Annotated in this window: 28 protein-coding genes and 1 pseudogene; all 29 read left to right on the top strand. The window is 48.4% G+C overall.

The window, feature by feature from the left end:
• Positions 1 to 1,327, top strand: a 1,327-nt coding sequence (terL, locus tag ASN18_RS13355) for a phage terminase large subunit (RefSeq protein WP_236861753.1), incomplete at its 5' end; no start/stop codon positions are given.
• 14 nt (positions 1,328 to 1,341) lie between these two features.
• Positions 1,342 to 1,497 (top strand): hypothetical protein, encoded by a 156-nt coding sequence (locus ASN18_RS17275; protein WP_157073001.1) that lies wholly within the window; start codon positions 1,342 to 1,344, stop codon positions 1,495 to 1,497.
• Positions 1,498 to 1,509: 12 nt separating this feature from the next.
• Entirely contained in the window at positions 1,510 to 1,881 is a 372-nt protein-coding gene (locus tag ASN18_RS13350; RefSeq protein ID WP_085053281.1) for a hypothetical protein, read from the top strand.
• Between the two features lie 20 nt (positions 1,882 to 1,901).
• Positions 1,902 to 2,327 (top strand): hypothetical protein, encoded by a 426-nt coding sequence (locus tag ASN18_RS13345; protein WP_157073000.1) that lies wholly within the window; start codon positions 1,902 to 1,904, stop codon positions 2,325 to 2,327.
• Between the two features lie 51 nt (positions 2,328 to 2,378).
• Positions 2,379 to 3,932: a DUF935 domain-containing protein gene (locus ASN18_RS13340; protein WP_085053279.1), complete on the top strand. Its 1,554-nt coding sequence runs from the start codon at positions 2,379 to 2,381 to the stop codon at positions 3,930 to 3,932.
• Entirely contained in the window at positions 3,929 to 5,179 is a 1,251-nt protein-coding gene (locus ASN18_RS13335; RefSeq protein WP_236861752.1) for a phage head morphogenesis protein, read from the top strand. Before ASN18_RS13340 ends, ASN18_RS13335 begins: the two co-directional genes overlap by 4 nt.
• 126 nt (positions 5,180 to 5,305) lie before the next feature.
• Positions 5,306 to 5,815: a phage virion morphogenesis protein gene (locus ASN18_RS13330; RefSeq protein ID WP_236861751.1), complete on the top strand. Its 510-nt coding sequence runs from the start codon at positions 5,306 to 5,308 to the stop codon at positions 5,813 to 5,815.
• A complete protein-coding gene (locus ASN18_RS13325) occupies positions 5,812 to 6,795 on the top strand; it encodes a phage protease (protein WP_085053276.1) in 984 nt (327 codons plus the stop codon). The genes ASN18_RS13330 and ASN18_RS13325 overlap by 4 nt, the downstream gene beginning before the upstream one ends.
• Positions 6,796 to 7,209 (top strand): hypothetical protein, encoded by a 414-nt coding sequence (locus ASN18_RS13320; RefSeq protein ID WP_085053275.1) that lies wholly within the window; start codon positions 6,796 to 6,798, stop codon positions 7,207 to 7,209.
• 13 nt (positions 7,210 to 7,222) lie between these two features.
• Positions 7,223 to 8,098: a Mu-like prophage major head subunit gpT family protein gene (locus ASN18_RS13315; RefSeq protein ID WP_085053274.1), complete on the top strand. Its 876-nt coding sequence runs from the start codon at positions 7,223 to 7,225 to the stop codon at positions 8,096 to 8,098.
• Positions 8,099 to 8,101: 3 nt separating this feature from the next.
• Positions 8,102 to 8,521, top strand: coding sequence for a gp436 family protein (locus ASN18_RS13310; protein WP_085053273.1), 420 nt, complete (start codon positions 8,102 to 8,104; stop codon positions 8,519 to 8,521).
• Positions 8,521 to 8,958, top strand: coding sequence for a phage protein Gp37 (locus tag ASN18_RS13305; protein WP_085053272.1), 438 nt, complete (start codon positions 8,521 to 8,523; stop codon positions 8,956 to 8,958). The genes ASN18_RS13310 and ASN18_RS13305 overlap by 1 nt, the downstream gene beginning before the upstream one ends.
• Before the next feature lie 10 nt (positions 8,959 to 8,968).
• Positions 8,969 to 9,904 (top strand): phage tail tube protein, encoded by a 936-nt coding sequence (locus ASN18_RS13300; protein WP_085053271.1) that lies wholly within the window; start codon positions 8,969 to 8,971, stop codon positions 9,902 to 9,904.
• 11 nt (positions 9,905 to 9,915) lie between these two features.
• Positions 9,916 to 10,335: a phage-derived protein YdaY family protein gene (locus tag ASN18_RS13295; protein ID WP_085053270.1), complete on the top strand. Its 420-nt coding sequence runs from the start codon at positions 9,916 to 9,918 to the stop codon at positions 10,333 to 10,335.
• A 53-nt stretch (positions 10,336 to 10,388) separates the two neighbouring features.
• Positions 10,389 to 10,649 (top strand): DUF1799 domain-containing protein, encoded by a 261-nt coding sequence (locus ASN18_RS13290; RefSeq protein WP_085053269.1) that lies wholly within the window; start codon positions 10,389 to 10,391, stop codon positions 10,647 to 10,649.
• Positions 10,636 to 13,764 (top strand): hypothetical protein, encoded by a 3,129-nt coding sequence (locus ASN18_RS13285; protein WP_085053268.1) that lies wholly within the window; start codon positions 10,636 to 10,638, stop codon positions 13,762 to 13,764. The genes ASN18_RS13290 and ASN18_RS13285 overlap by 14 nt, the downstream gene beginning before the upstream one ends.
• Before the next feature lie 15 nt (positions 13,765 to 13,779).
• Entirely contained in the window at positions 13,780 to 14,070 is a 291-nt protein-coding gene (locus ASN18_RS13280) for a hypothetical protein (protein ID WP_085053267.1), read from the top strand.
• Complete coding sequence (locus tag ASN18_RS13275; RefSeq protein WP_085053266.1) at positions 14,067 to 14,450, top strand: hypothetical protein; 384 nt, start codon at positions 14,067 to 14,069, stop codon at positions 14,448 to 14,450. The genes ASN18_RS13280 and ASN18_RS13275 overlap by 4 nt, the downstream gene beginning before the upstream one ends.
• A gap of 2 nt (positions 14,451 to 14,452) precedes the next feature.
• A complete protein-coding gene (locus ASN18_RS13270; protein WP_085053265.1) occupies positions 14,453 to 15,676 on the top strand; it encodes a hypothetical protein in 1,224 nt (407 codons plus the stop codon).
• Between the two features lie 13 nt (positions 15,677 to 15,689).
• Positions 15,690 to 16,580 carry a hypothetical protein gene (locus tag ASN18_RS13265; protein WP_085053264.1) on the top strand — a complete coding sequence of 297 codons (891 nt, stop codon included), beginning with the start codon at positions 15,690 to 15,692 and terminating at the stop codon, positions 16,578 to 16,580.
• Between the two features lies 1 nt (position 16,581).
• The gene (locus ASN18_RS13260; RefSeq protein WP_085053263.1) at positions 16,582 to 19,080 is read left to right on the top strand and encodes a hypothetical protein; all 2,499 of its coding nucleotides are present in this window, start codon (positions 16,582 to 16,584) and stop codon (positions 19,078 to 19,080) included.
• Positions 19,059 to 19,550: a hypothetical protein gene (locus ASN18_RS13255; protein WP_085053262.1), complete on the top strand. Its 492-nt coding sequence runs from the start codon at positions 19,059 to 19,061 to the stop codon at positions 19,548 to 19,550. Before ASN18_RS13260 ends, ASN18_RS13255 begins: the two co-directional genes overlap by 22 nt.
• Positions 19,547 to 20,275, top strand: a complete 729-nt coding sequence (locus ASN18_RS13250) for a hypothetical protein (RefSeq protein ID WP_085053261.1) — start codon at positions 19,547 to 19,549, stop codon at positions 20,273 to 20,275. The genes ASN18_RS13255 and ASN18_RS13250 overlap by 4 nt, the downstream gene beginning before the upstream one ends.
• 8 nt (positions 20,276 to 20,283) lie before the next feature.
• Entirely contained in the window at positions 20,284 to 21,873 is a 1,590-nt protein-coding gene (locus ASN18_RS13245; RefSeq protein ID WP_085053260.1) for a hypothetical protein, read from the top strand.
• Entirely contained in the window at positions 21,863 to 24,070 is a 2,208-nt protein-coding gene (locus ASN18_RS13240; protein WP_085053259.1) for a hypothetical protein, read from the top strand. Before ASN18_RS13245 ends, ASN18_RS13240 begins: the two co-directional genes overlap by 11 nt.
• A gap of 170 nt (positions 24,071 to 24,240) precedes the next feature.
• A complete protein-coding gene (locus ASN18_RS13235; protein ID WP_236861750.1) occupies positions 24,241 to 25,002 on the top strand; it encodes a DNA adenine methylase in 762 nt (253 codons plus the stop codon).
• 607 nt (positions 25,003 to 25,609) lie between these two features.
• Complete coding sequence (locus ASN18_RS17270; protein WP_236861749.1) at positions 25,610 to 25,861, top strand: hypothetical protein; 252 nt, start codon at positions 25,610 to 25,612, stop codon at positions 25,859 to 25,861.
• Between the two features lie 445 nt (positions 25,862 to 26,306).
• Positions 26,307 to 26,510 (top strand): DUF1858 domain-containing protein, encoded by a 204-nt coding sequence (locus ASN18_RS13225; RefSeq protein ID WP_085053257.1) that lies wholly within the window; start codon positions 26,307 to 26,309, stop codon positions 26,508 to 26,510.
• Positions 26,511 to 26,750: 240 nt separating this feature from the next.
• Positions 26,751 to 26,914: pseudogene (locus tag ASN18_RS17265) on the top strand (helix-turn-helix domain-containing protein); the annotation flags it as partial.

Below are 26,914 nucleotides of genomic sequence, written 5' to 3'. Positions count from 1 at the left end.
GATAAAAACTCTCAGTCAAGAGAACTGGGAGGAAGAGATGAGGTTAACGATGAAAGAAAAGCAGACAATAACAAAGGTGGCAGCAGAAAGGTATCAGAAAGCGAGAAAGAAGCGAAAAGGTGCAATCCTGAATGAGTTTACTGAATCTACAGGGTATGACAGATGTTACGCCAGTGAGGCAGCATGGGAGGAAAATAGTGGTATCAGCGAGGAAAAATACAGTAATAGATGTAAGGCCGGATCAAAGAGAAGGAGCGACTATGATGAGAAGGTATTGTCAGCGCTGAAAAAGACATGGTACATAATGGACTGTATCTGCGGCAAGCGTCTGAGTCCAATACTCAAAGAGGTAATTCAAGGCATTGACGAAGATAGGCCAGAAAGACACGGTGTATATCGTGATAGGGACGATATTGCACTACGACGGTCTACTTGCGAATCTATTGAGAAAGCCCGGCTGGCAGGGACAGAATTCAAATCAGTTTTGAGGTACTCGACATCTAAGCGCTGGGAGTACTGGGAGAGAATCTTTACCGACGTTACCGAAGACAAACGAACGTCCGAGTCAATGGCTGACGCATATTTCAGGACATACAGGACCGAAATGCTTGAAGGTGCCGAGGTGCTGTGGCCGGAGGTCGAGGACTATTACTACCTGATGAAAATGCGCGTGGCGGAAGGCCCTGCGTATTTCGATTCGGAAAAGCAGAACGAGCCTGTCAATCCTGATGATTGCCTGTTTCAGGAGGGCTGGATTCAGTATTACGATGATGAGGAGGAACCAAAGGATGTGCCTGTGTTTGGCGTGGTTGATCCATCGATGGGGAAGAGGTCAAAACGGCATGACCCAAGTGCTATCGTTGGCGGACGGATTAAAAGCGGGGTTATATACATCACGATTGCAGACATTGACAGACGCCACCCCGATAAGATTATTGAGGATATCCTGTCATATCATAACAGGGAGCGGTTTCAGGGCTTCGGAGTGGAGACGATCGCGTTTCAGGAGTTCTTCTCCAACACACTTGAACAAGAGGCCCACAGACGCAGCCTTACACTAAACGTCATCGAGATAAAGCCAAGCACGGACAAGCGCCTGCGCATCCAGACGCTGCAACCCTGGATAAAAAACGGCTGGATACGCTTCCGGCGGAATCAGATAGTGCTGGTCAACCAGCTCAAGCACTACCCGATGGCTGACCACGACGACGGGCTGGATGCCCTGGAGATGTTGAAGTCACTGATAGAATCGGGCACAGGGGCTATAAGGTATGAAAGTGTACAAAGACGGCAGACGGTGTTTGCCAGCAAAAAAACTGCTTATTGAATGGGGGGTAGGATATGAAAAGAATTTTCGTGATGCTTGCGTGCAGCGTACTGATGAGTGGCTGTTTTGTTGGGACGATAGGAACGACGATCAAGATAAACGACAACTGCACGGCAGAAGTGCTGTATGACGACGGCACGGCATCTCTGGATATAAAATGTAATGACTAAACGGAGGCGGCAATGAACGAGCTGAATAAACTAATCGTAGTAATGGCTATCGTGGTATTCGCCGGAGCAGCAGCAGCGGAGCAGTTCATAATGTTTGAAAATATGACAACTGCCGGTGAGGGGAAAGCAATACGGCTTATTAAACCGCTAAAGGATTGGACGTGTCAGGTGAATTACACAGGCAATCCGGATAATTTGACGGTGTCGTTATTGGGCAGCGTTGATGGTACGCATTTTGAGGCTCCATTTAATAATGTCATAAATGCGAAGACAGATAGATTCGTTACAGTTAACGGTAGCCCGGTTAAATATGTAAGAGGTAAGATTGTTAATATCGCAGGAGGGACAGCTCCAGAGGTAACAATGATCTGCGAGGGAATGTAGTGCAGAAAGCGGGTGGCAATGTGAGCAGATCAATAGTAGAATGTACCGCATGTCGAAAATATATAACCTGCGAAGAGACCTGTATCCATGTTGAGAAGGAGCTTGTCCCAACGGAGTATACCGTAGCGGTAACGGACGAATTAGCAATTCATATAAACCGCGACTACAAAGAAGTACTTAATGAGATTAGAGATGGGATAGAAAAACGCAAGAAAATAGATATGGACAAGATAACGGCAATCCAGGATGTCACCCTGCGGGCCATAGCTGCAATGATATACGCCGGAATAAAGATACCGGAGATAGCTGCGATAATAAACAAATCACAGGCGCAAACATACCGGATTATCGAGGCTGGGAGACCAATTCCGAAAAAAAGACCGAGAGGTCAGCGTACAGTCGCGAAAACAGGACTTATCGTTAAGGGGGTTATAAATTCAAGCTGACCGCAATCGCAGTTTATAAACGGTTTATAAACCGGTTTACGGGGGTATTATATGGCCATGCCTGTTAGCGGGAAGCCGCTGCTTAGTGAAATCGCCGTTGCGTCAGTGCGCAGCCGGTACAACACATATCCATCGTCGGGGCTGACGCCTGAGAGATTGGTGAGAATACTCAGAGAGGCCGACCAGGGGAATATCATGCGGCTGATGGAGTTGATGGAGGAGATGCAGGAAAAAGACACGCAAATTGCATCAACGCTGCAAACGCGCAGCCTTCAGGTGGCGGGGTTAGAGTGGGAAGTCCTGCCAGCAGCGGTCTCAAGGCAAGACAAAAAGACAGCGGCGGCAGCCGGTGAGATGCTCCGGTATATCGGAAACTTAGAGGGCGCGCTATTAGGAATGATGGACGCCATTGGGAAGGGCTTTTCGGTTCACGAGATAATGTGGGAAATCGCGGGCGGCAGTGTGTGGATACGGGAGTTGAAACGCATAAGCCAGGGGCGCTTTACATTTAACTCTAAGGACGCAATCCTGTCCATCCCGCGGCTGTTGACGGCGGCTGAACCGGTGTGGGGAGAGGAGCTGGTATTAAACAAGTTTGTCCTGCACAGGTATGAAAATCGTGCGGTGATAACGCCGCGTGCGGGGCTTTTACGTTCGTGCGCGTATATATACCTGTTTAAGAGTTATGCGATAAAGGACTGGGTTGTGTTTAACGAGTTGTTTTCAGTGCCAATGCGCATGGGGAAGTATAAAACAGGGGCAACCAAAGAAGAGATAGACGTTCTTAAAGAGGCCGTCTTTAACCTCGGCGTAGATGCGGCGGCGGTGATATCGGATTCGACAACAATCGAGCTGTTAGAGTCGAAACTCCGCAGCGATACGAAATCCTTCAGTGAGTTTATCGCAATGTGCGACAAGTCAATATCCAAGCTGGTACTGGGGCACACGGGGTCATCTGAGGGGACGCCGGGTAAATTAGGGTCTGAGGACGAGGCAAAAGAGGTGCGCAGGGACATCCTCGAGGCGGACGCTAAAGCGCTTGCCAAGACGATAAAGACGTACATCCTGACCCCGTGGGTCTTATATAATTATGGCCTGGACGCCGGGGTTCCCCAGTTCAAGTTCCACTATGAGCGGCAGGAAGACCTTGAGAAGACAGCAAAGGTCTACAGCGCATTAACCGGCATAGGATTTACGGACATCGGAGTAAGCCACATCCACGAAAGATTCGGCATCCCAGCGCCGGAGGAAGATGAACCAACATTGAAAAGCTCCACCACCGCTAACGCAAAGCTGCCCGATACCACACTACCCGCCAACAAACTAATGCTAAACACCGCCGACGAATACACGCCGGAGCAGCAAGCCATCGAGGATTTGAGACAAGCATCGGCGGCAAATTGGGAAGGACAGATGAAGGGTCTGACAGACCCGATTACAGAGATAATAGACGGTTCGGCAAGCCTTGAAGAGGCGAAGGCAAGACTGTCCGGCGCATTCGGCTCACTGGATGACGCAGCGCTTCAGAAGACCTTGTCCGAAAGCATGTTCACAGCCGCAGTATGGGGAAGGCTTACCAAGTGGTCAGGGGGGGCAGGCGAATGAGCGTACAGTTGAAGCCGATGCCGTTTGACGATGCGATAGCATACTTTCGTCAGAAGGGCTATGCCGTCACATGGGATTGGCATGAAATGATGCATGATGCGCACGCAAGCGCCTTCACAGTTGCCAAGTGCGTAAAGATAGACGTTCTTGAGGACATCAGGGGTGCGGTTGACGATGCGATAGCAAAAGGCATGACGCGCGAGGAGGTCAAGAAACAGTTGACGCCAATATTGCAGGCAAAGGGCTGGTGGGGGCAGATAGAGGTTGCCGACGAGTCCGGCGTCAAAAAAGTGCAGTTAGGCTCACCTCACAGGCTCAATACAATATATCACGCCAACGTCCAATCAGCATACATGGCTGGCAGATACAGGCAGATGACAGACCCTGATGTGGTGAGTGAGCGCCCGTACTGGCGGTACGTATCAAAAATGGACAGCCGCGTCAGACCGTCACACAGGAAATGGCACGGCACTATATTACCCTGGGATCATCAGTGGTGGAAAACACACTTCCCCCCTAACGGCTGGCTCTGCCGCTGTGATGTAACGTCGCTGTCGAAATGGGAAATGGACAGAGACGGGCTAAGGGTAAGTCCTGAGCCGTCAACGGAGACATACACCTGGACAAATCCGAAGACTGGCGAGGTAATGCAAGTACCGGTGGGCATAGACCCGGGCTGGGACTATAATCCTGGCGCTGCGCCCTGGAAGGCGGACACATACGCTTGGGAGAAAGCTGGCAAGACACAGTATTCAGGGGCATTTCTCGATACGATGTCTAAGGCTGGTATTTACAAAGATCGCTTTGCAACTTGGGTAGACAGCATTATTGAACTAAAAAAGAGCATCGGAGACGCCATCACGGTGGGCTGGATAGATCAAGACGTGTTGAACTTCACAAAGGACAAGGGCATTGACCTGGCAACCCCTGTGATTATTATGAACGATAAAGGAATTCTGCACACGATTAGAGACGCCAAAGTTGAACGTGGTGCAGCTGTAAGCCTTGACGAGCTAAAGCAGTTACCGGACTACATAAGCGGCTATGAGGCCGTATTATGGGATAAAGAGGATAATGCGCTGTTGTATGTGGTATCCAGTGATGACAAGAAAATTAAGACCGTGGTGCGAATAAATTATAAGCTGAAAGGAGTCCCAGAGCCGGTGAATATAGTTGTTACGGCAGGTAAGGTAGAAGTATTAAAGTTAAAAGCAGGCAGGTATGAGATCATCAAAGGGATTTTATAAGGGGTTGGAGGGGCGCCACATCCCTCATAGGGCAGGCTCCGGTGAAAGAACGTGTCCAACTGGCCACGGCGGCTTTCCAGTTGTCAACCCCTTTATTAATAATACAAAAAATTGTGGGGCATGTCAATGGGCGTGACAATAACGGTAGGGTTAGAGGATAAGGGGCTTTCTGGGCTGATAAGCGATTTACAGGCCAAAATAGGCGACCTGACGCCGGTAATGAAGCAAATCGGGGAGCTGATGGTAGCGTCTGTGAAGAAGAACTTCGAGGTCAGCGGCAGGCCGAAGTGGAGGCCAAGCATGAAGCTGAGGAAGAATCCCGAAGACAAGACGCTTATTCTGCATGGGGATTTGAGTACTCTTTTTCATCGCAAGGCTTATAACAACAGGGTAGAGATAGGCACGAATGTTAAATATGCCGGAGTTCACCAGTTTGGATTCTCCGGCGTGGTTACGCAATCGGTAAATCGGCACACGCGAAGAATGACAGACCGCTCAGGCAGAGTGCGCAGCGTTGCAGTCAGCGCGCACTCAAGACAGGCGCGCATAAACATCCCGCCCCGTCCGTTTATGATGGCACAAGATGAGGACTTTGCTGCAATAGAAGAATTACTAAAGAGGTGGCTGAGAAAATGACAAAAAGGATTACGATGATAAACACGCTTGACCCTGACATACCGTTGGAGATACAGGTAATCCCGTATGGCTATCACGAGACGCCAAAGGGCGCCTTTCTGTGCGATGAGGAGTCCGCAGCCCTTGTAATCGAGGCATTTAACTCCCGTCAAAACGACATGGTAATAGACTACGAACACCAGACAATGAGTGGTGCTGAGGCCCCGGCGGCAGGTTGGATTAAGGAGTTGATATATAAGGGTTCAGAGGGAATCTGGGCACGGGTGGAGTGGACGGCACGTGCTGTGCAGTATCTCGGCAATCGCGAATACCGGTACGTTTCACCGGTCTTTGTGGTTCGGGTGTCGGACGCAAAGGTAGTGAATTTGTTAAACGTGGCGTTGACGAACCAGCCAAATATCGATGGTATGGTTCCAATCGTAAACAAAGGTGTCGGCGACACCAAAAACGAGGAGGCAAGAAAGATGGAAAAGGTATCGGCGGTGTTGGGACTACCAGAAGCCGCAACAGAACGGGAGATTTTAAAGGCTGTAGAAGACCTGAAAGGGCAAACACAGGTTATAGCGAACAATGATGTATTGGCGGCATTGGGGCTGAAGGAAGGCTCGTCACAATCAGAAGTAGTTGGGACGATTATGGCGATGAAACAGGCGGATACATCGATTACAGGTCTAATTGGAAGGGTCAAGGAGCTGGAAGGCAAACTAAACGCAAAGGAGGCAGATGAACTCGTTGCAATGGCGATGAAAGAAGGCAAGCTCACCCCGGCGCAGAAGGACTGGGCAAAGGACTACGCAGTGCGCGATGCCGAAGGGTTTAAAGTCTTTGCAGCGAAAGCGCTTCCGGTGATAGTAACCGGTGAAATCGCAGGAGACACGACAAAGCCAACAGGCATAGATGAAACACAAAAGATGGTAAACAAGATGCTCGGCATATCAGAGGCAACATACAACAAATACGCAGGGGCAAAGGAGGCATAAATGGCGGCATTGACAAAGGATAGAGATACATTACGACGCGATGGGAAAAGTATAGCGTTAGGCGTTGCCACGGGGAAAAAGATTTATAAAGGCTCTCTGGTGGCTCTCGATGCAAACGGCTATGCAGCGCCCGGTGCGACATCGACGACACTTAAGGGCATTGGGATGTCCGAGGAGAATGTGGACAACGTAAACGGTCAAAACGGAGACGAAATCGTGAATCTACGCAAGGATGGTGCATTTCGGTTTGAAAATTTCGCAGGGGCAGACGAGATAACGATGGCAGAAATTGGAAACGATTGTTACATCGTCGATGACCAAACAGTAGCAAAGACAAACGGTTTAAACACCCGCTCGGCAGCGGGAAAAATATTCGACGTGGATGCCGACGGTGTCTGGGTCAGTTTTTCATAAGGGGGTATAGACTATGGAATTGAATCAAGCTACATTAGGGGCGTTATATCAGGGGTTTAATACGATATTCCAGCAGGCCTTCGACTCCGTACCGCCTCAATACCAACGAGTGGCGATGACTGTGCCGTCGAATACGTCGGAGGAGAAATACGCCTGGATGGGAGTGCTGCCCAAGATGCGGGAGTGGGTTGGCGAACGGTTTATTCATAACCTGAAAACGCATGACTACAGCATCAAGAATCTTCAGTGGGAGATGACGATTGCGGTAAATGCCAACAACATAAAGGACAACACGCTGGGGATATTCAATCCAGTGATCAGCGACCTTGGGCGAACAGCAGCGACCCATCCAGATGAGCTTGTTTTTGGGTTATTACCAAAGGGACTGACAACAGCGTGTTATGACGGCAAGAACTTCTTTGACGACGACCATCCGGTGGGGAGTGCTTCGGTAAGCAATTATGGCGGCGGCGCAGGCACGGCGTGGTATCTGCTGGATGTATCGAGATCGATAAAGCCGCTGGTGTTTCAGGTGCGGGAGGAGACGGAGTTCGTTGCCCTGGATAGGCCTGAGGATGTAAATGTCTTCATGCGGAATGAATACTTTTACGGGGCACGCAGGCGTGACAATGCGGGGTTTGGGCTGTGGCAGTTGGCATATTGTTCAAAGCAAAGCCTTGATGCGACAAACTACGCTGCGGCCAGGGCAGCGATGCTCCAATTCAAAGACGACAGCGGTCGTCCGCTTGGCGTCAATCCGGGGCTGTTAGTAGTCTCACCGTCACAGGAAGGAGAGGCTAGGGCATTAATGTTAAACGAAATGAACGCCGCAGGGGCGACAAACACGTGGAGAAACACGGCAGAACTACTTGTAGTGTCCTGGTTATAAGAGATGTACTGCGCAATCTCAGACATACAGGCCGTCATAACGGATGAGGAGTTAATCAACCTCTCGGATGACGAAGACACTGGGGCGATAAACACTGCTCGTGTAGAGGCGGTCATAGCGCAGGCAGACTCGACAATAGATGTGTATATCGGGGTACGGTATAGCGTTCCTTTAAGTCAAGCGCCGGAAGCGGTTAAAACCATCTCCGTGTCGATTGCGCTATACCGGTTATATGAGCGGTCGGGATTGGCAATCCCAGAAAAACGTAAAAACGCCTACGAATATGCGTTATCGCTCCTTAAGGATATAGCAAGAGGGACGGCCACACTTGGCATAGACGAGGTTAAACCAATCGCAAATGCCGGGTCTAACAAGCCCGCAAACGACAGGGTATTCACACGCAAAAATATGAGGGATTTGTAATGCAGGACATATTAATTGTCGAAGGCAAGCTGAAAGAGGCGCTATCGACAATCCCTGAGCTTCGGACGGTGGAATCATACGAGGGCACAATAGAAGACCTGGCAGGGTCAACACGCTTGCCCGCTGCGTTGATTGTGTACGGCGGTGCGCGTGCACAATCGGAAGAGGGTACAAGGGCGGTACAGACAAAGGTAGATGTCTATTTCACAGTGTACGTAATCGCAAAAAACACACGTGGGAAAGCAGAGGCCTCTGTCGATGTACGCACACTGCTTGAGGTCTCGAGGAACAGGATACACGCCCTGGCGTTTAATGGGATAACGGTCAAATGGGAAGAGGAGACGCTTGAGATGATGACGCCGGACGGGATATGTGCCTATGCGCAGCACTACCGGTATCAGGATTATATAGTGAAAGAGAAAGGTCTTATTAAATAAGGAGGCAGCAGTGGACTATATCGAGGAAAGTTTTATAGGGTCAGGGGATTTGTATATAGATGTGCTTGACGCAGGCGGCAACAGGACGGGAGAGCTGTCGGCTGGCAACGCCAGGGTATTCAACATCAATGCCGCTAAAGTTGATAAAAAAGACATGAAGGGGATGATGCGCTCAAACTTCGGCAAGACAATCAAGAGCATCATAACGAAATATGAACAGAGCCTGAAGTTCACATTGACGGACTTTTCCATTGCGAACCTTGCGCTGGCGTTCATGGGGGCCGCTGCAACCGTAGCTCAGTCAGCCGGAACTGTAACAAACGAGGCGGTAACGGCACGGGCAGGCAAATACGTAAAACTTGCCAAGTCGGAAATCCTGACCACGCCGTCAGACGTGGTAGTCTCAGCGGTAACACCGGCGCCATGGTCGGCAGCGACCGTCTATGCACTGGGCGATTATGCCAAACCCACAACGCCAAACGCCTATCGCTACGAATGCACAACACCAGGCACATCAGACAGCACAGAACCCGTATGGCCAACCACAGTAGGTCAGACGGTTACAGACGGCACGGCCGTGTGGACATGCCGCAAACTCACATACACCAAGACAACGGACTACGAGATAGACTATGTCCTGGGCCGCATAGCTGCAGTGCAAGGCGGGGCGATAACAGACGGTCAGAGCCTCGAGGTTGACTACTCACATGGCGCCGCCACGGTCAACACCATATTCCTGAGTACGAATCAGAAAATCGAGGTATTCATACGGCTTGTCGGGCACGATATCGCAAACGACAGAAATATCAATCTTGAGCTATACAAGGTGTCGTTAAGTCCGTCTGGCGATGTCGAGTTCGTAAAAGAAGACTATGCAACCCTCGAGTTCACGGGGGATATTCTGTTTACAGATGCTGGGGCGGGCAAGCTGGAAATAAGGGATTAGGAGGCAGTCACATGTTAAGGATAGCGAAGGCCACAAAAGATACGGTAGGGGTATGGTTTGACTTTCAGATACGCGGAGAAACGATAAGTCTCAAAATCAGGCCGCTCTCAGCCGAGGTAATAGCAGAGATACGCAAACGGCACAGGTCACACGAGATGGTAAAAGACCCGCAGAGCCGCCAGCTGCAAAAAACGGAGGTCTTTGACGAGGACAAAATCACGGCTGATTTAATTGATTATCTCCTTGAGGATTTCGGAGGCATCGGAGATGAAACTGGGACAGCGCTTAGTCCAACGAAGGAAAACAAGAAGAGCGTAATGAACATCCCGTCGCTGGTTGGTGAGGTATCGATTACGGACTTCGTGTTTGAGAAGGCGAAGGAGCTTGCGGCCTATGCATCGGCTGAAGATGTAGAGCAGGAAAAAAAATAGCAAAAGCCGCCCGCTGGTACTACGGGGGCGGAGCTGAGGGGTGCGCGGCATGTATGGCTGCCGCGCGCAGCGGTGATTGTGAGACCTGCAAACACCGTCCACCGGAGTTAAAGGAGGAAACAGGGCAGATGTTTAGGGTATTTACGCTGTGTGATACGCAGTTGCGCACGACGTTTGGCGGCGTGGCGGGCATGGACTGGAACGTGGTGATGGAGACCGCGAGGGCGCTGAGAGTTGAGCTTAGTGAGATGTTTTTTCGGCTGCTCCGGGCGTTTGAGCATGTCCTTGTGGAGAGACTAAATGGCAGCAAATAGCGAAGTAAAACTGATAATAACTACGGACGCCTCCGGTGCGGTCACGGGTATAAAAAACCTGAAAAACGAGATGGAGGGCATATCTAAGAGCGCCGGTTCGATCAACGACGCATACAAGAAATTAGGCATCGAGTCTGAGCAGTCTATCAGGCAGCAAATGGTAGAGGCGCAAAAGGCATACGACAAGATAAAGAGCAGCGGCACGGCCTCAGCGGGGGACATAATCAAGGCAGAGCAGGCCAAGTCACAGCGCGTTGCAGCCTTGTACCAACAGTTGAGCAAAGACGCAGGCGGCGCGGCGGCGGGGGTGAATTCAATCGGCTCTGCCGCAAGCAGTCAGACGGCCAGCGTCACCGGTTTCAGCGCGTCACTGGGGTCAATGGTCAGCGCGGTAGCGGGGATAGCAAGCCTTGCCGCACTTAAGCAATTTGTCACAAGCACTATCTCCGATTTCGAGAAGCTGCAAAGCGCTATGACGGGGCTTGCGGCAGTAGCGCGATATTCCGGCGCTGGCATAGGCAAGAGCATGGACGCGGCGCTGAATCTGTCTAAAGACGGTCTTATCAGCGTTCAAGCCTCATCTCAGGCATTACAGAATTTACTGTCAAGGGGGTTTTCGTTAAATCAGGCGGTGCAAATGTTAACTCGCCTGAAAGACGCCGCCGCGTTCAACCGGCAGTCACATCTGACTATGTCCGAGGCGGTAATATCATCGACAGAGGGCATCAAAAATGAAAACTCTGTACTTGTCGATAACGCCGGTGTAACAAAAAACGTCAGTGTGATGTGGAAAGAATACGCGGCAAGCATCAAGAAAAGTGTGGACGATTTAACCCTTGCCGAAAAGCGGCAGGCGGAATACCTAGGCATAATGAAAGAGACCGAGGGGCAAATCGGAAATGCGAAAGTGGCGGCAGACACCCTTACAGGTGCAAAGGCCCGCCTGACTAATCAGATAACCGACCTGTCATCGAGAATAGGGGAGTCGCTGACACCGGCGTTTTTACTGTTCGGGAAAGCGATGGAGATGTGGATTGAGGGGTTAAAATATGTAGTAGTCTACATCAAGGGGATAGGGGTAGCTGCAGCATTTGTAGCAGGCATGGTAACACCTCTTTTCGATGCGTTAAGGGCATTGGTTACTTTGGACTTTAAGGGATTTAAAAAGGCGCTTGAGGCCATATTCAATCCTCAGAATTTTAAAAACAACTTTAAAAACAACATAGATGCGGCAAGAAAACAGTTCGAGGAAAACTGGAACTCGATGTTCGGCAAGCGGGAGCTTGAAATAAAACTGCCCGCTAACGACAAGACGAGGAATGAGACAGTAGATTTAGCGAAACAAGTCGAGGGCTTGGCAAAGAGATATGAAGAGGCAACAAAAAAGGCACAGGATAACCACGAGGCCAGGATCAAGGGAATCGAGGCATTGATGGTGGGGGAAAAGAGATTGTCGGCGCTGCGGGCAGAGGAGATGAAAAACATAGGCGAATCGGCAAAGGCAGCGGCCAAATACTATGAGGACGTTGACAAAGAGATTAAGAAGCAAACTGAGGATTTGGAGAACCAATATCAGACCAAAAGAAAGGCAGAGACAGACAAGTATAATCAAAAAGATAAATCATCCTTAAGCCCTGAGGCGCGGGCGGCAGAGTACTATAAGTATCAGGAAGAACTTAACAAAATAGATAGAGATTATGCCGAACAGTTCAAAAAACTGCACAAGGATGCTGCCGAGGCAAAGGCGAAGGCAGCGGTAAAGGCACAGGAAATCATCTTGAAGTCGGTGGATGAGGCGTTGAAAAAGGAGACCGAAGCGGCACAGGTTGGACAAAAGAAAGTTGATATATTAAAGGAAGAACACGAGTTGAGATTGAAAATGATAGAGGCGTCGGGCATGAAAAGCAGAGACCAGCAATCGGCGACAATCAAAGAGGACGTATCGTACTACAAGACCCTGACGACCGCGATAACGGCGAACTTCAATGAGCGAATAGCGGGATTAGACAAGTATAAGGCGGGATTGGAAGAGCTGGGTAAAAAGGAAAAACAAGTGGCGGAGGTAATCAAGCAGGCGCAGGGGAAGGTATTGCAGGAGAAAATCAAGGTAGCAGAGGAGTCAAAAAAGGCATTAACCGCAGCCCTGAACGAAGTATTGAGTAAGGAAAAGCAATACGCCGACCAGGTAAAAAGCCTGGATAATGAATTAAAAAATCTGCGGCAGTCGAACATAGACAAGATACGAGACCTGAAGCGCAGCCGCATGACAGAAGAAGAACAGTTAAAGGATAAAGCAAGTGAGGCTGACCAGAAGATGAGTGCGGCAAAACGGGCGCTCCAGCAGGGTGATTATGACCAGGCGAAGAAACTGGCGCAGGATGCCCAGAGTTTGTATATTGAACTTGGCAAGGCGTACAAGGGCGACGAGGGTAAGTTCAACTCGATGGTTGCGGCAGCCACATCAGCCGGTTCAATGTTAGAGTACATAACGGGGAAGCAGCGGGATGAGGCTGAAAAGGCAAGGAAGAGTTATGCCGACCTTGCAGAGCAGCTGAAGAACTCCCTTAGTGTGGTAGGGGAGAGTCTGACTAAATTCAACGAAGAGCTGAAAAAGCTAACCAGCGACAAGAAAACGACAATAGAGTTTCAGTCAACCGGTCTGGAAGGGATACTCAAGGACTACACGGGGATAAAAGACAAAACCGTGACAATAACGGTGAATGAAGTAAAAAAGCAGGGCTACAACAGCGGCGGCCTGGTGTATCCGCGCGTAAGCGGTCATCTGCCGGGATGGGGAACATATGACAGCGTACCGGCGATGTTGACGATGGGAGAATATGTGGTAGACAATCGCACGGTGTCGAGGCTTGGAGTGGATTTCCTTCATCAACTGAGATACATGCCGCCGGAGGCAGCGCGAGGACTCTTAGGCGGGGTAAGAAACCCCGGCAAGCCGTTTATACTGCCGCCCAAAGGTATCATGGCCGACAAAGAAACATACCGGAAAATCGAAATATCTGTAAACGGGATAACGCTGCCGGCCTATGCGAATAAAGACCTGATAGATGAGTTTGAGACCAAGACACGGCGAAATAAATTATCTATGAAATACTAACAACCGGAGGAAACCATGACAGAGCATGAAGAATGGGATTGTGACAGGCAGATACAAATAACATATACGTTAAACGACAGCGGGGCAGTCGTCGGGATAAACATTGTGCCGTATGAGCCTATTGCGATGAGCAAGTTTAACCTTGCGGCGCTTCTGATGCCGCGGCCCAAGATGATGCCTTTTCCTGGGTCTACGACGGCTATAAGTCAATACCCAAAATTAGTGACCAGTGCCGAAAGGCCGCCAGACCTTAAGCCCGACGCAGCGACCACTACCATGACTCCATGTACCGGATGTGGGAAATGAAGCTCGGCAACTTAGACCTGCCCGATGATCTGTTCTGGGAAAATGAATACGGTGCAAAGCCTGTCATTGCCGTAACAGAGATAACGGTAAGCGGCGAGCCGGTAACATTTCAGCAGGGCAATCAAGCCGGTATGGATATAGACCTGACGGCGGGTGAAAGTTACGGGTGGTTGTCTCGCGCACAGGTTGAGGCATTGAAAGAAATGGAGGCGGCATTAGGTGCGGTGTATCTATTAGAGATAGGCGGGCAGCAAAAGACAGTACGCCTCCGGCATGAGGACGCCCCGGCGGTCGAGGCGTCGCCGCTGATGCCGCTTGCGCCAGGGCAGTATTCTGTGAATGATTATTACACCGGACGAATAAAATTGAAGGAGGTATAACCTTGCTGCAAGCAGCAGACATAAAATTCTATCATTCAGACAAGGCAGCGAACGACGGCACATGCGGCGGGCGGATGAACGAGCTGTCGCAAATCGTCTCTGGGGTCAAGTATGCTGTGTTTCCGGCTGTAACATCAGACCAGAGGGCAAGCGGGGCGGGGATATTCAGGAAGATACATATGGCAAACCGCAACGGCGAGACCCCTCCTGAACCGGCCTATAACGCGCGCTTTGCCATCGTAGGCGATTCAAACGGCGGAGACAGGTTTTATGCCAAGTCGGGAGGATACGCGGATATCAAATCTACCCTCGATACGTCAACGGGGTGGACGGGCGGCGGGGCGCTCCATGCAAGTATGAGCGCAGGGGCAACGATGATTCAAATAGCCTTCCCCGCCAATGATTATGATGTACCGAATAACCGGTATCTTGCCATTATGGACACGTCAAACAGATGCTGGGTCAAGACGGCAGATGAGGCGGTAACGGGCGAGAGTGCAGGAACGGGCGAGGCAAATTACTCAGTTTCACTTGTAAGCGCCCCGGTGGACGAGGGGACGCTTAAGGTACACTACACAATCGGCGGTAACACGTACATGGCCGTGGACGATGGAAGCGGCGCTGTTACCGGAGTAAACATCACAAGCGGGAGTATTAATTATAACACGGGTCTGTTAACCCTGCAATTTAACAATCAGGCCGATGATGTTACATGCGACTACGCGCAAAGATGCTTTTCCTTCAGCGGCAATGTGGCCACAGTGAAATTAGGTGAGCAAGTGCCGTATAGCTTTAACAGCGCGGACACGACAGCAGGTGTGGCCGTCGAACTTGGAGACCTTGAGGCGTCGTTGAGCGTAATGCAAAAGACAAGCGCTGCGGGTGGATTCTCTGTCGGTGCGTGTGTCCTGAAAAATACGGGCGCTGCGTATGATGAGATAACGATTATGTTTACGTCGGGCACAGCCTTTTCAGCGGCGGGATTATATGAAGGAAGTCTTGGAAATGGGACGATCAACGGCACATACGCACCGTTGAATAAGAGGACTTCTGTCCCGCTATTCAGCATTCCGGCCTCTGCATGGAGCGGCGTATGGGCGTCAGGGGACGTGTTAGAGATACGCTTAATACCGGCGGCAAAGGCCGTGTGGATAAAAAATATTATACCCGCCGGCACAGGCCACACGGCCATAAATACACTAAAGACACTCTGGCACGTGGACTAAATGGAGGCATACAATGGCACTTAAAAGCATAGCATCATACAAGGCAAAACTCGCATTTGCTGAAGGCGGCATTAATCTCTTGACCGACACGTTGAAAGTGATCCTAATGCGTTCGGGATTCAGTTTTGACCCTGACAAACACGGGGAGAAGAAAAACGTAATAAACACATTCCCCGAATCGGCAGCTTCTATGACTATACAGGTGTCCGACAATTCGATAAATTACACTGGCGGCGGGTTTGACACCGCTGGGTTTGTCGTGGGAAACAAGATAAAGTTTCAGGGTTCGTCGTCGTTTACCGGCACATATACGATAGCTGCGATTACGAGTACGAAGATAACCGTAAGCGAAGACATAACGGGTTCGGACGAGGCCGCCTCGATGCAGGTTAAGACAGTGGAGGAACTCACAGGCGGTTATGGCTACACACAAGACGCAAAGACACTTACAAACAAGGCCGTCGCGTTAGCGGCAATTACGATTACCGGAGTCGGCAATATAAGTTTCGCGGCCTCCTCGAAAACGATAACATACACAGTGGGCGGCATTATTATAACTGCCCTGAAGCCAGGCGACTCCATAACGATAAGCGGCACATCAGGCAATAATGGCGCAAAGACCGTGGCCTCGATAACTGACACAACTATCACAGTCAACGAGACACTAACTGACGAGAGCAACACATCGGGCACAATCACAGGGCCAAAGATAGCACAGATGACCTGTGACAACGCTGACTGGACAGCCGTTGGCGGGACAATCGGCCCGATGCCGTGTGCGTTGATATATGACGATACGAGTGTAAACAAGACGATAATCGGGGAGTTTCATTTTGGTAGTGAGCAGTCTGCAGTCGATGGGGTTACGTTTACAGTGGCAGGGATAAAGGTAAGGATCAGCTGACATGTCTGACTATTTTGGGGCATCGACCCAGCAAGATATAAAGACTGGTGGTGATGGCGCAAAATCACACGATTGGAACGTATTAAACGCGTCTAACGCCACAGCCATAGATGTAAACATTTCTAACGCGGGATATCTGACAATGGTTATGTCGGGTGGGTTTAGCGCGTGGTATACCGGCTCATTCACCGCTCCATTTGTTTACATAAATGTTATTGGAGATTTTGACGTTGATGTATCAATAACAACCGTCGGATTATCAGGTACAAATTCGGTCGAAAGGCCGTTTCTTGCCGTTAGAGACCCCAATGCCAGTGCTGGTGAGGATTGGATTTTATTGGGCAGAGATACGTGGGACGGGCCGTCTGGACAGACTTTATGGTTATGGGTAATGAATAGCGTTGAAAATGGCAATCGTACTACGTTATATAATTATTTAAGATTAACACGCGTTGGGAACGTATTTAGATATTACGGCAAAGTAAATCAGGGGGATTCTTGGACTACCTGGACGGCCGTTGAGAGGAACGATTTTCACAGTATTGTACAGCTTGGATTTATGTGTGCACATGGAGCAATCTCAGATGGTTACACTCTAAAGGCCGATTATTTACAAGGTACATATACTCTTGCAAAGATGTCGGTCAATGTTATGCCTGTAGTATTATCTTCAATATATGATTACAAGGTTGCAGCCGGGTATGTCGTAAATCCATTATGTATAGCATCTTACCTTGGGGCTGATTACCATTCGCCGCAAACGGTGATAGTTGAGCCAGTTAATTTGGAGTTATCGAATAGTGTTCCATGCTTGGGAAAGGCTGTCAATGTGCAGCCGGTTGATATTACGTCCGGCGTGTCATGGTCGCGGTTTAGCTGGGGCAACGGGCAAGATTTTGTAGGCAGCCTGTCTCTCGATACGCCTCACGAGATAGTATCAGCCCTGTCGTTAGAGGCATATTTCAGCGTGATAGATTCAATCCTCGATGGTATAACCGGCGGTTTGAATATGATAAGTTCCATAGCTCACAGCGATATTGGCACGGCTGTGCTTGAGATTATAAATGGCTTAGGCATAGACGGCGCGATTGATTTAATAAACAAAATACGGGAAGGCATTGCCGCAGAGATGGTGATAATAAACGCAATAGACGCGGCTCTCGATGGAGAAATAGAGATAATCCCCGCTATTGAGGACTTTTTTGAGGGTGAAATAGAATTTCTAAATTCAATAGGTACCGCTGGCATGTCAGTGTCACAGAGCGTACAGGTCTACGTAGACGATACAGACTATACCGGTGAGGTCATATCCTGCGATATCGATTTATACAAAATGAGCGGCATTGCCGCAGCAACAGTGGCGTTAAAGTCATTGGATATAATCTCAGGTGAGAAGATGACTATAATAGAGGGCGATGAGTTTTCTTTTTACATCGAGGAATACAAACAAGACGCGGGTAATCATACGGTAGAGTTATGGGGGCGGGCGCTTGCGGCAGAATTTTACGAGGGGCGGGCGTTAAAAAAAGATTATGCCTTTTATAACAGAACGGCCACATCGATAGCAGAGGAGTTAATAGGGGCTGATAAGTTAATTTGGCAAATACAAGACTTCGTAGTGAAGGAATTCTCTGAAGAAGGGTACCCTCTGGACACAGTGAGAGCAATCGTCGAAGACGCGGGGGCAGTGGCGCGGGCGATAAACGATACCGTATATGTAGTCTATCCATATGAAGCCTCCGTGCCGGTAATTGCCTTGCAGCACAATTTCAGTTTATCGAGACAACGGAATATGAGGCAGGCCGACGGTGTGAAGGTGACATACGGCAAGGAAGAAATCCTATCGATAGAGGCCGATAAAACGACATTAGGCGTCGGAGAATATGCCACTGTCAAGGTATATACCCGTGAGAACTATACGTTTGAAACATCGGCAGATTACGCATATAAAGACGCCAGCGGCAATATCACGGAGGTAGAAGAGGACGTAACCATTGAAAACGGTGAGGGCAGCCTGTCAAAGCCCGTAATCAGCGTAATAAGCATAACGGGCTGTTCAGGGGTGGCAGTAAACGGCCAGAAGGTCACATCGAAACCGGCGTGTAAGTTGGTAACTATTAAATATCAAACCGTGTTTGATAAATGGAAGGTGACGAACTATACGGAGGGGAAACGGCTGGTATGCACGGCTGTGACTGATAATACCGTAACGATAATATCAGGCAGCGGTGGGACAATAGAGGAAATCACGGCTGAGGTCATCAGAGATTCATATTCGGCCAAAAAGCGCGCTGAAAAAGAACTGACAGAACGAAGCGGACCTGAGCAAGCGGCCATAACGCACATATACGACTCTCTGCTGATAAGCCCCGAAGGTATAAACGTGAAGACACCCTATGGAGATGGAGTTATAACGGGTGTTGACGTAAAAGTAGAGGCAAACCCCGTGCGGGTAAAGATGTCATTGGAGGTACTGCTGTGGCAAGCAAAAGCACAATAACTATAGAATTTACAAACAAGAGCAGCGTTGATTGCGAGTTTGAGCTTGTGAAGGAACTCAACGGAGACAAAACGCAGTTTCCGTTTGGCAAGAAGGTATATTTCGACGTCCTGACCGACCCTGAAGCAGAGGTTAATCTGACTGCGACCGATGGGACTATCACATCTGAAGGAACGGGCACTAAGACGGAAGAGGACGAGGCTGTGGCGTTTACCGATTCACAGGAGCAGTCGGTTAAGAGATACATCACATCGATTACGTCATACGAGTGGTACGGGAATGATAAATTAGGTGAGATTACAAAGAAGGACAGCAAGACAATCCAATGTACCATAAAACCCGACCCTGCCGATGCCGATGTAGGCGTCGCTATTGGAGCGATAACGTATGTCACGCCGTATCGCCGGCACGCGATAGTAGTAGAAGACCCTGGCATAGACCCATATAAGATCATGGTGGTGGCATATTGAGTAATACACTGGAACTGACGTTTAGCAATGAAAGAGGCGCACAGTTTAAACTTGAGCTGGACGCCGATAAAAACGACAATGTCTCGTCTTTTACGCCGGGCGACACATGTACAATCAGGATATACCCAGGCGGGCAGAACCCGGCATGTGACGCTATGCGTGGGACGGTAACAGTGACCGAGACAAGCATATCTGAGGAAATAGCGGAAGAGATTGAGTTTATTGACAGTGATACGGGGTCATTAAGCCACGAAATATATGAGGATATAACAACCGAGTGGACGGGCTTTGACGATGTAACGGCAAAGGTGTCGGATGATGCAATAACCCTGAGCAAAAAAGCGACTGGGGTATTGAAGGCCACATATACGGTGTACTATGACTTGATCGAGGTGGAATGCAGCGAAGAAGGTAAGAACATCGTGCGCGCGTACAATGATGAGCGTTTCGGGGCATTGTCCGTAGAGTTTGAAACAGGGGAGCGGAAGGTTACGTTTGTGTTTAAGGATGCGTGTACAAGGACTGTCCTCAAAGGCGTGAAATTGAAAACTGACGATACAGAGCGGGGATATACAAATAACAAGGGACAGTTGACGTTTACGGACACAGTGGGAAGCCACACGTTATATGCAACACTAAATGACTACAAGGCCACCGATAAAGACAGCATAATGAATTCTAAATATTCAGTGCCTAAGTCTGATAAAAAAAAAGTCTTGAGCTGACGGTATATTTGGAGCCTGAGAATTATCAGGTAAACGGGATATGCAGCCCAGAATTCTTTGACACAAGCATCTCGGTGTCGGAATCAGACGACGGAGAAGAGGTAACGGTATCTGTCCCGCTGATTAAGGACTCGTATGACGACGAGTCATATCCTGTAATAGTCTATCTCCAGCCAGAAGACAGAGACGAGGTAGACTGTCTGATGTGTACCCCTGCGTGTGATGAGTATACTGATGAGTCTGAATCGCCGCTGGACTTCCCGACGCAAAACGACGTAGGGTGTATATCTGAGTGTATACCGCAGGTACGCTGGTGGGAAAACTACGAGACGCACCATATGATGGTAATGGGCAGCGATGGGATATATACGGCAAATGAGTACAAGAAATCAAAAAACACGCTGACAACGCAGTTAAAGATGCCGAACATATGCAGTCTCGATGGTGTTGGGATAAGGTTTGAGGTATCGACGTGCAAATATGACTGGATGTTTGGCGGAGAAGGCGGGGAAATCCCTGACGATGGCAGTTTAAAACGAGTCTGGGAGTGGGTAACCAAAGCGGGTCTGACGTATCCGGCAAATCCGGTTTCTGCGACGATAACCGCAACAGACAAGACCGTGCAATGTGGAGTCGATTTTGAGGCAATAGGGATAAGCAGAGGCGACAGTGTGCAGTTATACGGGTCAAAGAAATACACGGGGAATTATACGGTAGCGTCGGTATCGGGCGGCACATTAACGTTTAAGGATATGACAGCCGACGATAGCGCTAAAACGGAAGAGGCGAAGATACAGATTATCAGAGCGGAGAGGAGGAATCAATATTTATCAGTAGAGTGGGATTTCACGACGAACAAGACATGTTTTTACCCTGGCGAACGAATATACGTCTATGGATATATAAAGAATACGCTGGGTGATTGCAAACCCCTGTTAATAGGGATTGGGAAGTTTGAGACAAGGTGTTATACGTCAGGGCTATTCAAGGGGTACGGTCTGGTTGAGAAAGAAAAGCACCTGATACAAAATCAGGAGGTAGACCTTGGCCGGACAAGTTATGTCTCGCTTGGACAGACAAATATAAGGGGTTTAAAGGTTAAAAGCAAAGGTGGCAAGGAATATAAGGAGGGCGTGGATTACGCATCTGACGGCACGGAGGGGGCGATAAAAAAACTTGCCGGAGGGGAAATATCGGCATGGGGGGACTTAACGCGCTGGGTGTTGGTGGATTATGAATACTATTCGTTAAATGTATCAGATGGCGGAGAGGGGCAAGAACTGAAGGACAGCTATATCGGAAATGATAAATTAATGGGCATGGTGTTGTATGAGGGGCAGAAATACTGGATTGATTTGTCTGATTTTAGTGACTATGAAATAGGCAAGCGGGTATTGATATATAAGAATGCGCCAAGCACGTTTAAGGATAGGATACAGGACAGGAAATATGCCTGCAGGCAGCGTGATCAGCGCAGCGGCGAGCAGAAATCAGAAGATAAGCTGGAATATGATGATGTGATATCTGACAACTGCGTGACGTATAAGTTAAGCGAGGGCAGTGATAAGATAGTGCCGGAGAGGTATTATGCGTATTGAAGTGGCCGATATCACAGCGAACATGAAGCAAAAGGTCTACTGGGCGCAAATCAAGCAGATAGATGCGTCTAATGACACGGCGGATGTAGAGTGGCTGGATGATAAAAGGGCAAAAACAGGGAAAACGCAAATGGCCGTACCGATATTTTATCATTGCGGCGTGGAGGTACAAAAGCGGTCAAACGGGGCATTAGAGGGTGCGGCCTCGGCGTTTACGGTTAATGACGAGGTAGTGGTAGTCTTTACAGACGACAATTATACGATAAAGGAGCCGCGAATCATAGGGTTTATAGATGGTAAAAAGGCATGTGGCTTGAACCTGATATTGCTTGTTATTGATGACGATGAGTTTCTGACGCCGGAGGACGACATTGATAAAATAAAATATTACACCTACGAATATGGGATTAGAAAACCGACGGCATCGGTATTGCTGCTGACAAAAAAACCGACGGTAACGGCCAATATATCACGGGATGGCGACGGCCTCGTGCTGGTCATGCAGGGCTCAGAAAACAAAAATGCGAATGCGGCGTCACTGCCGAATAAATTTACATATTTTGAATTCTGGGATATAAAGGATGACGGTTCTGATTGCCGCTGGGGTGCAACGGTATTGTTGTTTTATGAGTGGTCATGCCTGATGGGGTCAAATCGGGCATGGAATCCGATTGACGGCCTGACGTTTTGTATCAGCGCACGGACGAATTTTAAAATAATTACCGACAACCAGACCACAGCAAAAACAATCACGGCAAAAGCAGGTGAGGCAGTAACACTAAACGAGAACATTAAGGCACTCACGGTAAAAAAATGGGATGGTTCGACGGGGTATGCAATAGACAGTGATTACACCGTCGATTTTCCGCAAGGTATCTTAACAGTAAAATCCGGCGGGGCAATCCCAGAAGGGGAGAGCGTAACAATTGGCTACAGCTATTTGACGATGACCTGTTATTATAAAATACACCAGATATTGTTGCAGCCGCCGGGTCTGTTTTACGATGACACTCTACAGCCGACACACAGAACGCCCTCGCGGTACGAGATGCTGTACAAAACGAATCCGGGCGGTCAGTTTATTGGCAGCGCGCTCATTGCGTTGGAGTACGAGACGGGGAATCCATTTTCAGACGGCTATGAATGGAAAATCTACAACCCCGTCGTGGCAATATCAGATACTGAGGCGTTGGTAATCAGCAAAAAACGAGAGCAGGTAGAGAGTCCGTTTGCAGCAAGGCTGTATGATTATACCGCAGATTTTACAGGTGTTCTTACAGAGTGGGGTGTGTGTTTTGAACCTGGGCAGTGTTTTATAGGCGGGCAGAATCACTACGGCAAGGGCAGGGTAATTACATCTGTTTTTCGCGCAACGGGGACTGTGTCGCTCACAAAGCAGCACATTAAATACACCGAGGAATTAACAATCGGCGATGAGGTAGTTTTGTCGCTCGTTAAAGAGATTAAATCTGAGAGCAATTTTAATAACGGTGACGGTATATCAATACAGGTGACTGGCGGTCTCGTGTCTGAGGATATACAATACGCATGTGCGCTGCAGGATGACGGGCACATGTGTTTTATGTGGGACACAACATGTCCTGAGAGTTTTTCGGGCGGTGTAACGAGCGGCTGTGAGGCGATTAGCAGGGCGTTCCCGGTGACAGACGGCACATGCGGTGCGTGGGGGCATCCGAGCCAAATCGGAGGCCCGATAGTCGTACCCGGTGGAGCGGTAAAATCATCGATAGTCGGGGCGGGCGGGATACACGTAATGGGCATGGCGAACTCTGAAGGAAAAAAGAACCGAATCGTTATTTATCAATACACAGATTATGCGATATATCACAACATTGACGGTACAACCTCATCTACGACGGCAACGAAATACGTTATCGACATGAAAACGACGGCGGTAACGTCACAGGAAATCGTGGCCGTCAGAACCGTACACGACGATACAGCGTCCGGCAACTCAATATCGAGGGTATCGTGCCAGATTAATGCGGGGATTTTGACGTATACCTATTGCAAATATAATGCGGCAGGGGCATTTATCTCCCGCAAAATTGGGATAATCAACATATCAAACACCGCATATCCGATTGGAGCGGCATATGCGACTGAAGCGGCAACTGATATGGAGATCAGTACAAGCAACTGGTCTAAGATGATAGCCATAGGAATAACGAAGTGAGTAACATGGAAAAGTAGAGCGGACAGCAGTCCGCAGGAGAACGACCTCCAAAAGACACGGTGTTACAAGCACCGGACGGGATAACCCGCTGCTATCCGCACCCTGGCCAGGGGTGGGTATAGTGTAGCAATGGAATCCCGTTAATATCAAATAAAAACTTGATGGAGGGAGTGCTATGCAAAGTTTTTTATCGTATCTGGGAGGTAAATCGTTACTGGCAAAAAAAAGTAATCCCCAAAATGCCGGAGCACAAGTGTTATGGAGAAGTATTTGCTGGCGCGGCGTGGATGTTGTTCAAGAAAGAGGAATCAGGGGTTGAAATCATAAATGACATCAACCATGACCTTGTGACTCTATACAGAGTAGTAAAACATCACATTGACGAGTTCACCAGGTATTTTAGGTATATCCTGATTGCACGGGACGAGTTTGAGAGGTTTTTGGCTGAGAATTCTGAATCTCTAACGGACATTCAGCGCGCAGCGCGGTTTTATTATCTGCTGAAGACCGGATATGCAAGTAAGGTTTACCAACAAAACTTCTCCGTATCTACAGTAAAAAAATCCCGCATAAACCTACTCAGATTGGAAGAGGAGTTATCTGAAATACACTTGCGGCTATCAAGAGTTTACATCGAGAACATGCCTTATCAACGGTGCATCGAGAAATACGACAGACCTCATACATTTTTCTATGTAGACCCTCCATATTATGGATGTGAGGATTATTACGGCAAGAGCATTTTCTGTCGAGACGATTTCGTAAAACTAAGAGACCTGCTATCGTCGATAAAGGGTATGTTTATCATGTCAATAAACGATGTCGATGAGATAAGGAGGCTCTACAGGGAGTTTATAATTGAGGAGGTTGAAACAACGTATCATGTGAGCAACAAGAAAAAGGTGGTAGAGCTGTTGATTAGGAATTATTGAAGAAAGGCAGATCAAAGTAGGTTTGACAATGACAAGCAAATAAGCTGTGAAGGTAGTCGTCTTATCCCCGAAAATCTTCACAGCGGTTTACTCTATCAAAAACATAACAGTAGAATAGAGTTACTACACGTATCGAGTAAAAAGGCTGTTCAAATCAAATTTGATACAATCAAACGTATTTTGTGGCGAAATATAACATTTACGGGGTGGAAAATATAACGTGCGCTTACAGGTAATCCCAATACTTGAAACTCATAAGGAGATCGTGATTGACAGTGGTACAAGGGATAAGATTTGCAAAATAAGCCCTGCGACAATAGACCGGTTATTATCGGAAGAGAAGAAGAGATACCAGTTAAAGGGTAAACCCCACAACAAAACCCGGTACCCTGCTTAAAAAGCAAATAGCGATAAGAACATTTTCTCAGTGTGATGAAAAGCGGCCTGGTTTTACAGAGATAGACCTTGTAGGACACGACGGCAGGCAAACACAAGGCGAATATACCCAAACGTTAGACGTAACAGACGTATGTACTTGCTGGACAGATACTCAGGCCGTAAAGCTGAGAAATGGGTATTTGAAGCGATTAGGGATATAAGAGGCCGGTTGCCATTTGATCTACTTGGAATCGATTCTGACAACGGCGGTGAATTCATAAACAATCACCTGTTTAGGTATTGTAACGAGGAGCAAATAACATTCACAAGGTCAAGGAACTACCGTAAGAACGATAACTGTTTTGTCGAGCTCTCAGTAGTAAGACGAGCTGCAGGGTATCTTCGGTATGATACTGATACAGAGCTTGAGGTATTAAACGACCTTTACGGGTATCTAAGGCTGTCTTTTTCCAACCTGTAATGAAATTGATAGAAAAGACGAGGGTAGGCTCTAAAATAACTAAAAAATATGATAAGCCTTTAACTCCTTATCAAAGGGTCTTACTTCACGTACCACAGGCGATAGGCTTCAATACCAGTATGGCTCTCTAAATCCTGCAGAGCTGAAAAGAAATATAACACGTTTGCAGGAAAAGCTTCAGGAACTCGCCTGAGGCTTCGCCTAAACAACCATTGACTAAAAACGCGGCGATAATACAAATGCTTTCGTATAGATTTCGTCGTGAGGCAACGACTCTATTTCATATAGATTTTTACATGAGGCAACACGCGGAGTTACCGGTAAAAGGCCGGGGAGTATGACTACTGCTCCCTCATTATTTTACTATCCTGATATATATCATATACACGTTGTGCTGGTTTATTCCACAATATATGTGATAATTTAATTAACATGGAGGGAATATATGGGAAAAGTTACGAAGGACTCAGTAATAGGTACTGCAATAAAAGAATCTCCGAATGCTAAGGCCGTTATAGAGAAATATTTTGGCGGCGGCTGCTTCACCTGTCCGGGCATCAATATGGAGACAATTGCCTTTGGTTCTATGATGCACAACATGGATCCGCAGAAAATAGTCGATGAGATTAACGCACTCGATAGTCAATAAACAACTGGAGGAATTAAAATGGAATTAAAGTGTTTTGTTTGCGGCACGACCGACAAGAACAGAGTCTTCTTTGAGTGTTACCACGAGGGTGAGAAAAAAGTAACCTGTGTTCGCTGTCTGCCTAGCTTAATCCACGGTCAGCACTGACAGCATGGGGGGCGGTAGCCCAATGCCGCCCCCTCATGCCTGTTACTTCTTCTTATTATATATCTTCTGATAGGAGGAAAGATGAATTTGCAGATGACGGAAAAAGTTATTAAGAACAAGCTTGGGATACTGAATCTTGCGACAGAGCTTGGCAATGTGTCAAGGGCGTGTAAGATATAGCCGTGATAGCTACTATAGGTTCAGGAAGTTGTATGATCAGTATGGAGAGGAAGGGCTTCAGGAGATATCGAGGAAAA

The organism is Candidatus Magnetominusculus xianensis, assembly GCA_001541255.1.
Classification (GTDB): domain Bacteria; phylum Nitrospirota; class Thermodesulfovibrionia; order Thermodesulfovibrionales; family Magnetobacteriaceae; genus Magnetominusculus; species Magnetominusculus xianensis.
Note: the sequence above shows the minus strand (reverse complement) of the source record. Positions and strands in the feature narration are given on the sequence as shown.

Excerpts from the sequence above, each read along its gene's own strand:
- ASN18_RS13295 (WP_085053270.1), top strand. The coding sequence starts at position 9,916 with ATGTTAAGGATAGCGAAGGCCACAAAAGATACGGTAGGGGTATGGTTT.
- ASN18_RS13225 (WP_085053257.1), top strand. The coding sequence starts at position 26,307 with ATGGGAAAAGTTACGAAGGACTCAGTAATAGGTACTGCAATAAAAGAA.
- ASN18_RS13320 (WP_085053275.1), top strand. The coding sequence starts at position 6,796 with ATGGCGGCATTGACAAAGGATAGAGATACATTACGACGCGATGGGAAA.
- ASN18_RS13330 (WP_236861751.1), top strand. The coding sequence starts at position 5,306 with ATGGGCGTGACAATAACGGTAGGGTTAGAGGATAAGGGGCTTTCTGGG.
- ASN18_RS13260 (WP_085053263.1), top strand. The coding sequence starts at position 16,582 with ATGTCTGACTATTTTGGGGCATCGACCCAGCAAGATATAAAGACTGGT.
- ASN18_RS13325 (WP_085053276.1), top strand. The coding sequence starts at position 5,812 with ATGACAAAAAGGATTACGATGATAAACACGCTTGACCCTGACATACCG.
- ASN18_RS13335 (WP_236861752.1), top strand. The coding sequence starts at position 3,929 with ATGAGCGTACAGTTGAAGCCGATGCCGTTTGACGATGCGATAGCATAC.
- ASN18_RS17275 (WP_157073001.1), top strand. The coding sequence starts at position 1,342 with ATGAAAAGAATTTTCGTGATGCTTGCGTGCAGCGTACTGATGAGTGGC.
- ASN18_RS13350 (WP_085053281.1), top strand. The coding sequence starts at position 1,510 with ATGAACGAGCTGAATAAACTAATCGTAGTAATGGCTATCGTGGTATTC.
- ASN18_RS13315 (WP_085053274.1), top strand. The coding sequence starts at position 7,223 with ATGGAATTGAATCAAGCTACATTAGGGGCGTTATATCAGGGGTTTAAT.
- ASN18_RS13275 (WP_085053266.1), top strand. The coding sequence starts at position 14,067 with ATGAAGCTCGGCAACTTAGACCTGCCCGATGATCTGTTCTGGGAAAAT.
- ASN18_RS13285 (WP_085053268.1), top strand. The coding sequence starts at position 10,636 with ATGGCAGCAAATAGCGAAGTAAAACTGATAATAACTACGGACGCCTCC.
- ASN18_RS13310 (WP_085053273.1), top strand. The coding sequence starts at position 8,102 with ATGTACTGCGCAATCTCAGACATACAGGCCGTCATAACGGATGAGGAG.
- ASN18_RS13240 (WP_085053259.1), top strand. The coding sequence starts at position 21,863 with ATGCGTATTGAAGTGGCCGATATCACAGCGAACATGAAGCAAAAGGTC.
- ASN18_RS13340 (WP_085053279.1), top strand. The coding sequence starts at position 2,379 with ATGGCCATGCCTGTTAGCGGGAAGCCGCTGCTTAGTGAAATCGCCGTT.
- ASN18_RS13290 (WP_085053269.1), top strand. The coding sequence starts at position 10,389 with ATGGCTGCCGCGCGCAGCGGTGATTGTGAGACCTGCAAACACCGTCCA.
- ASN18_RS13280 (WP_085053267.1), top strand. The coding sequence starts at position 13,780 with ATGACAGAGCATGAAGAATGGGATTGTGACAGGCAGATACAAATAACA.
- ASN18_RS13265 (WP_085053264.1), top strand. The coding sequence starts at position 15,690 with ATGGCACTTAAAAGCATAGCATCATACAAGGCAAAACTCGCATTTGCT.
- ASN18_RS13305 (WP_085053272.1), top strand. The coding sequence starts at position 8,521 with ATGCAGGACATATTAATTGTCGAAGGCAAGCTGAAAGAGGCGCTATCG.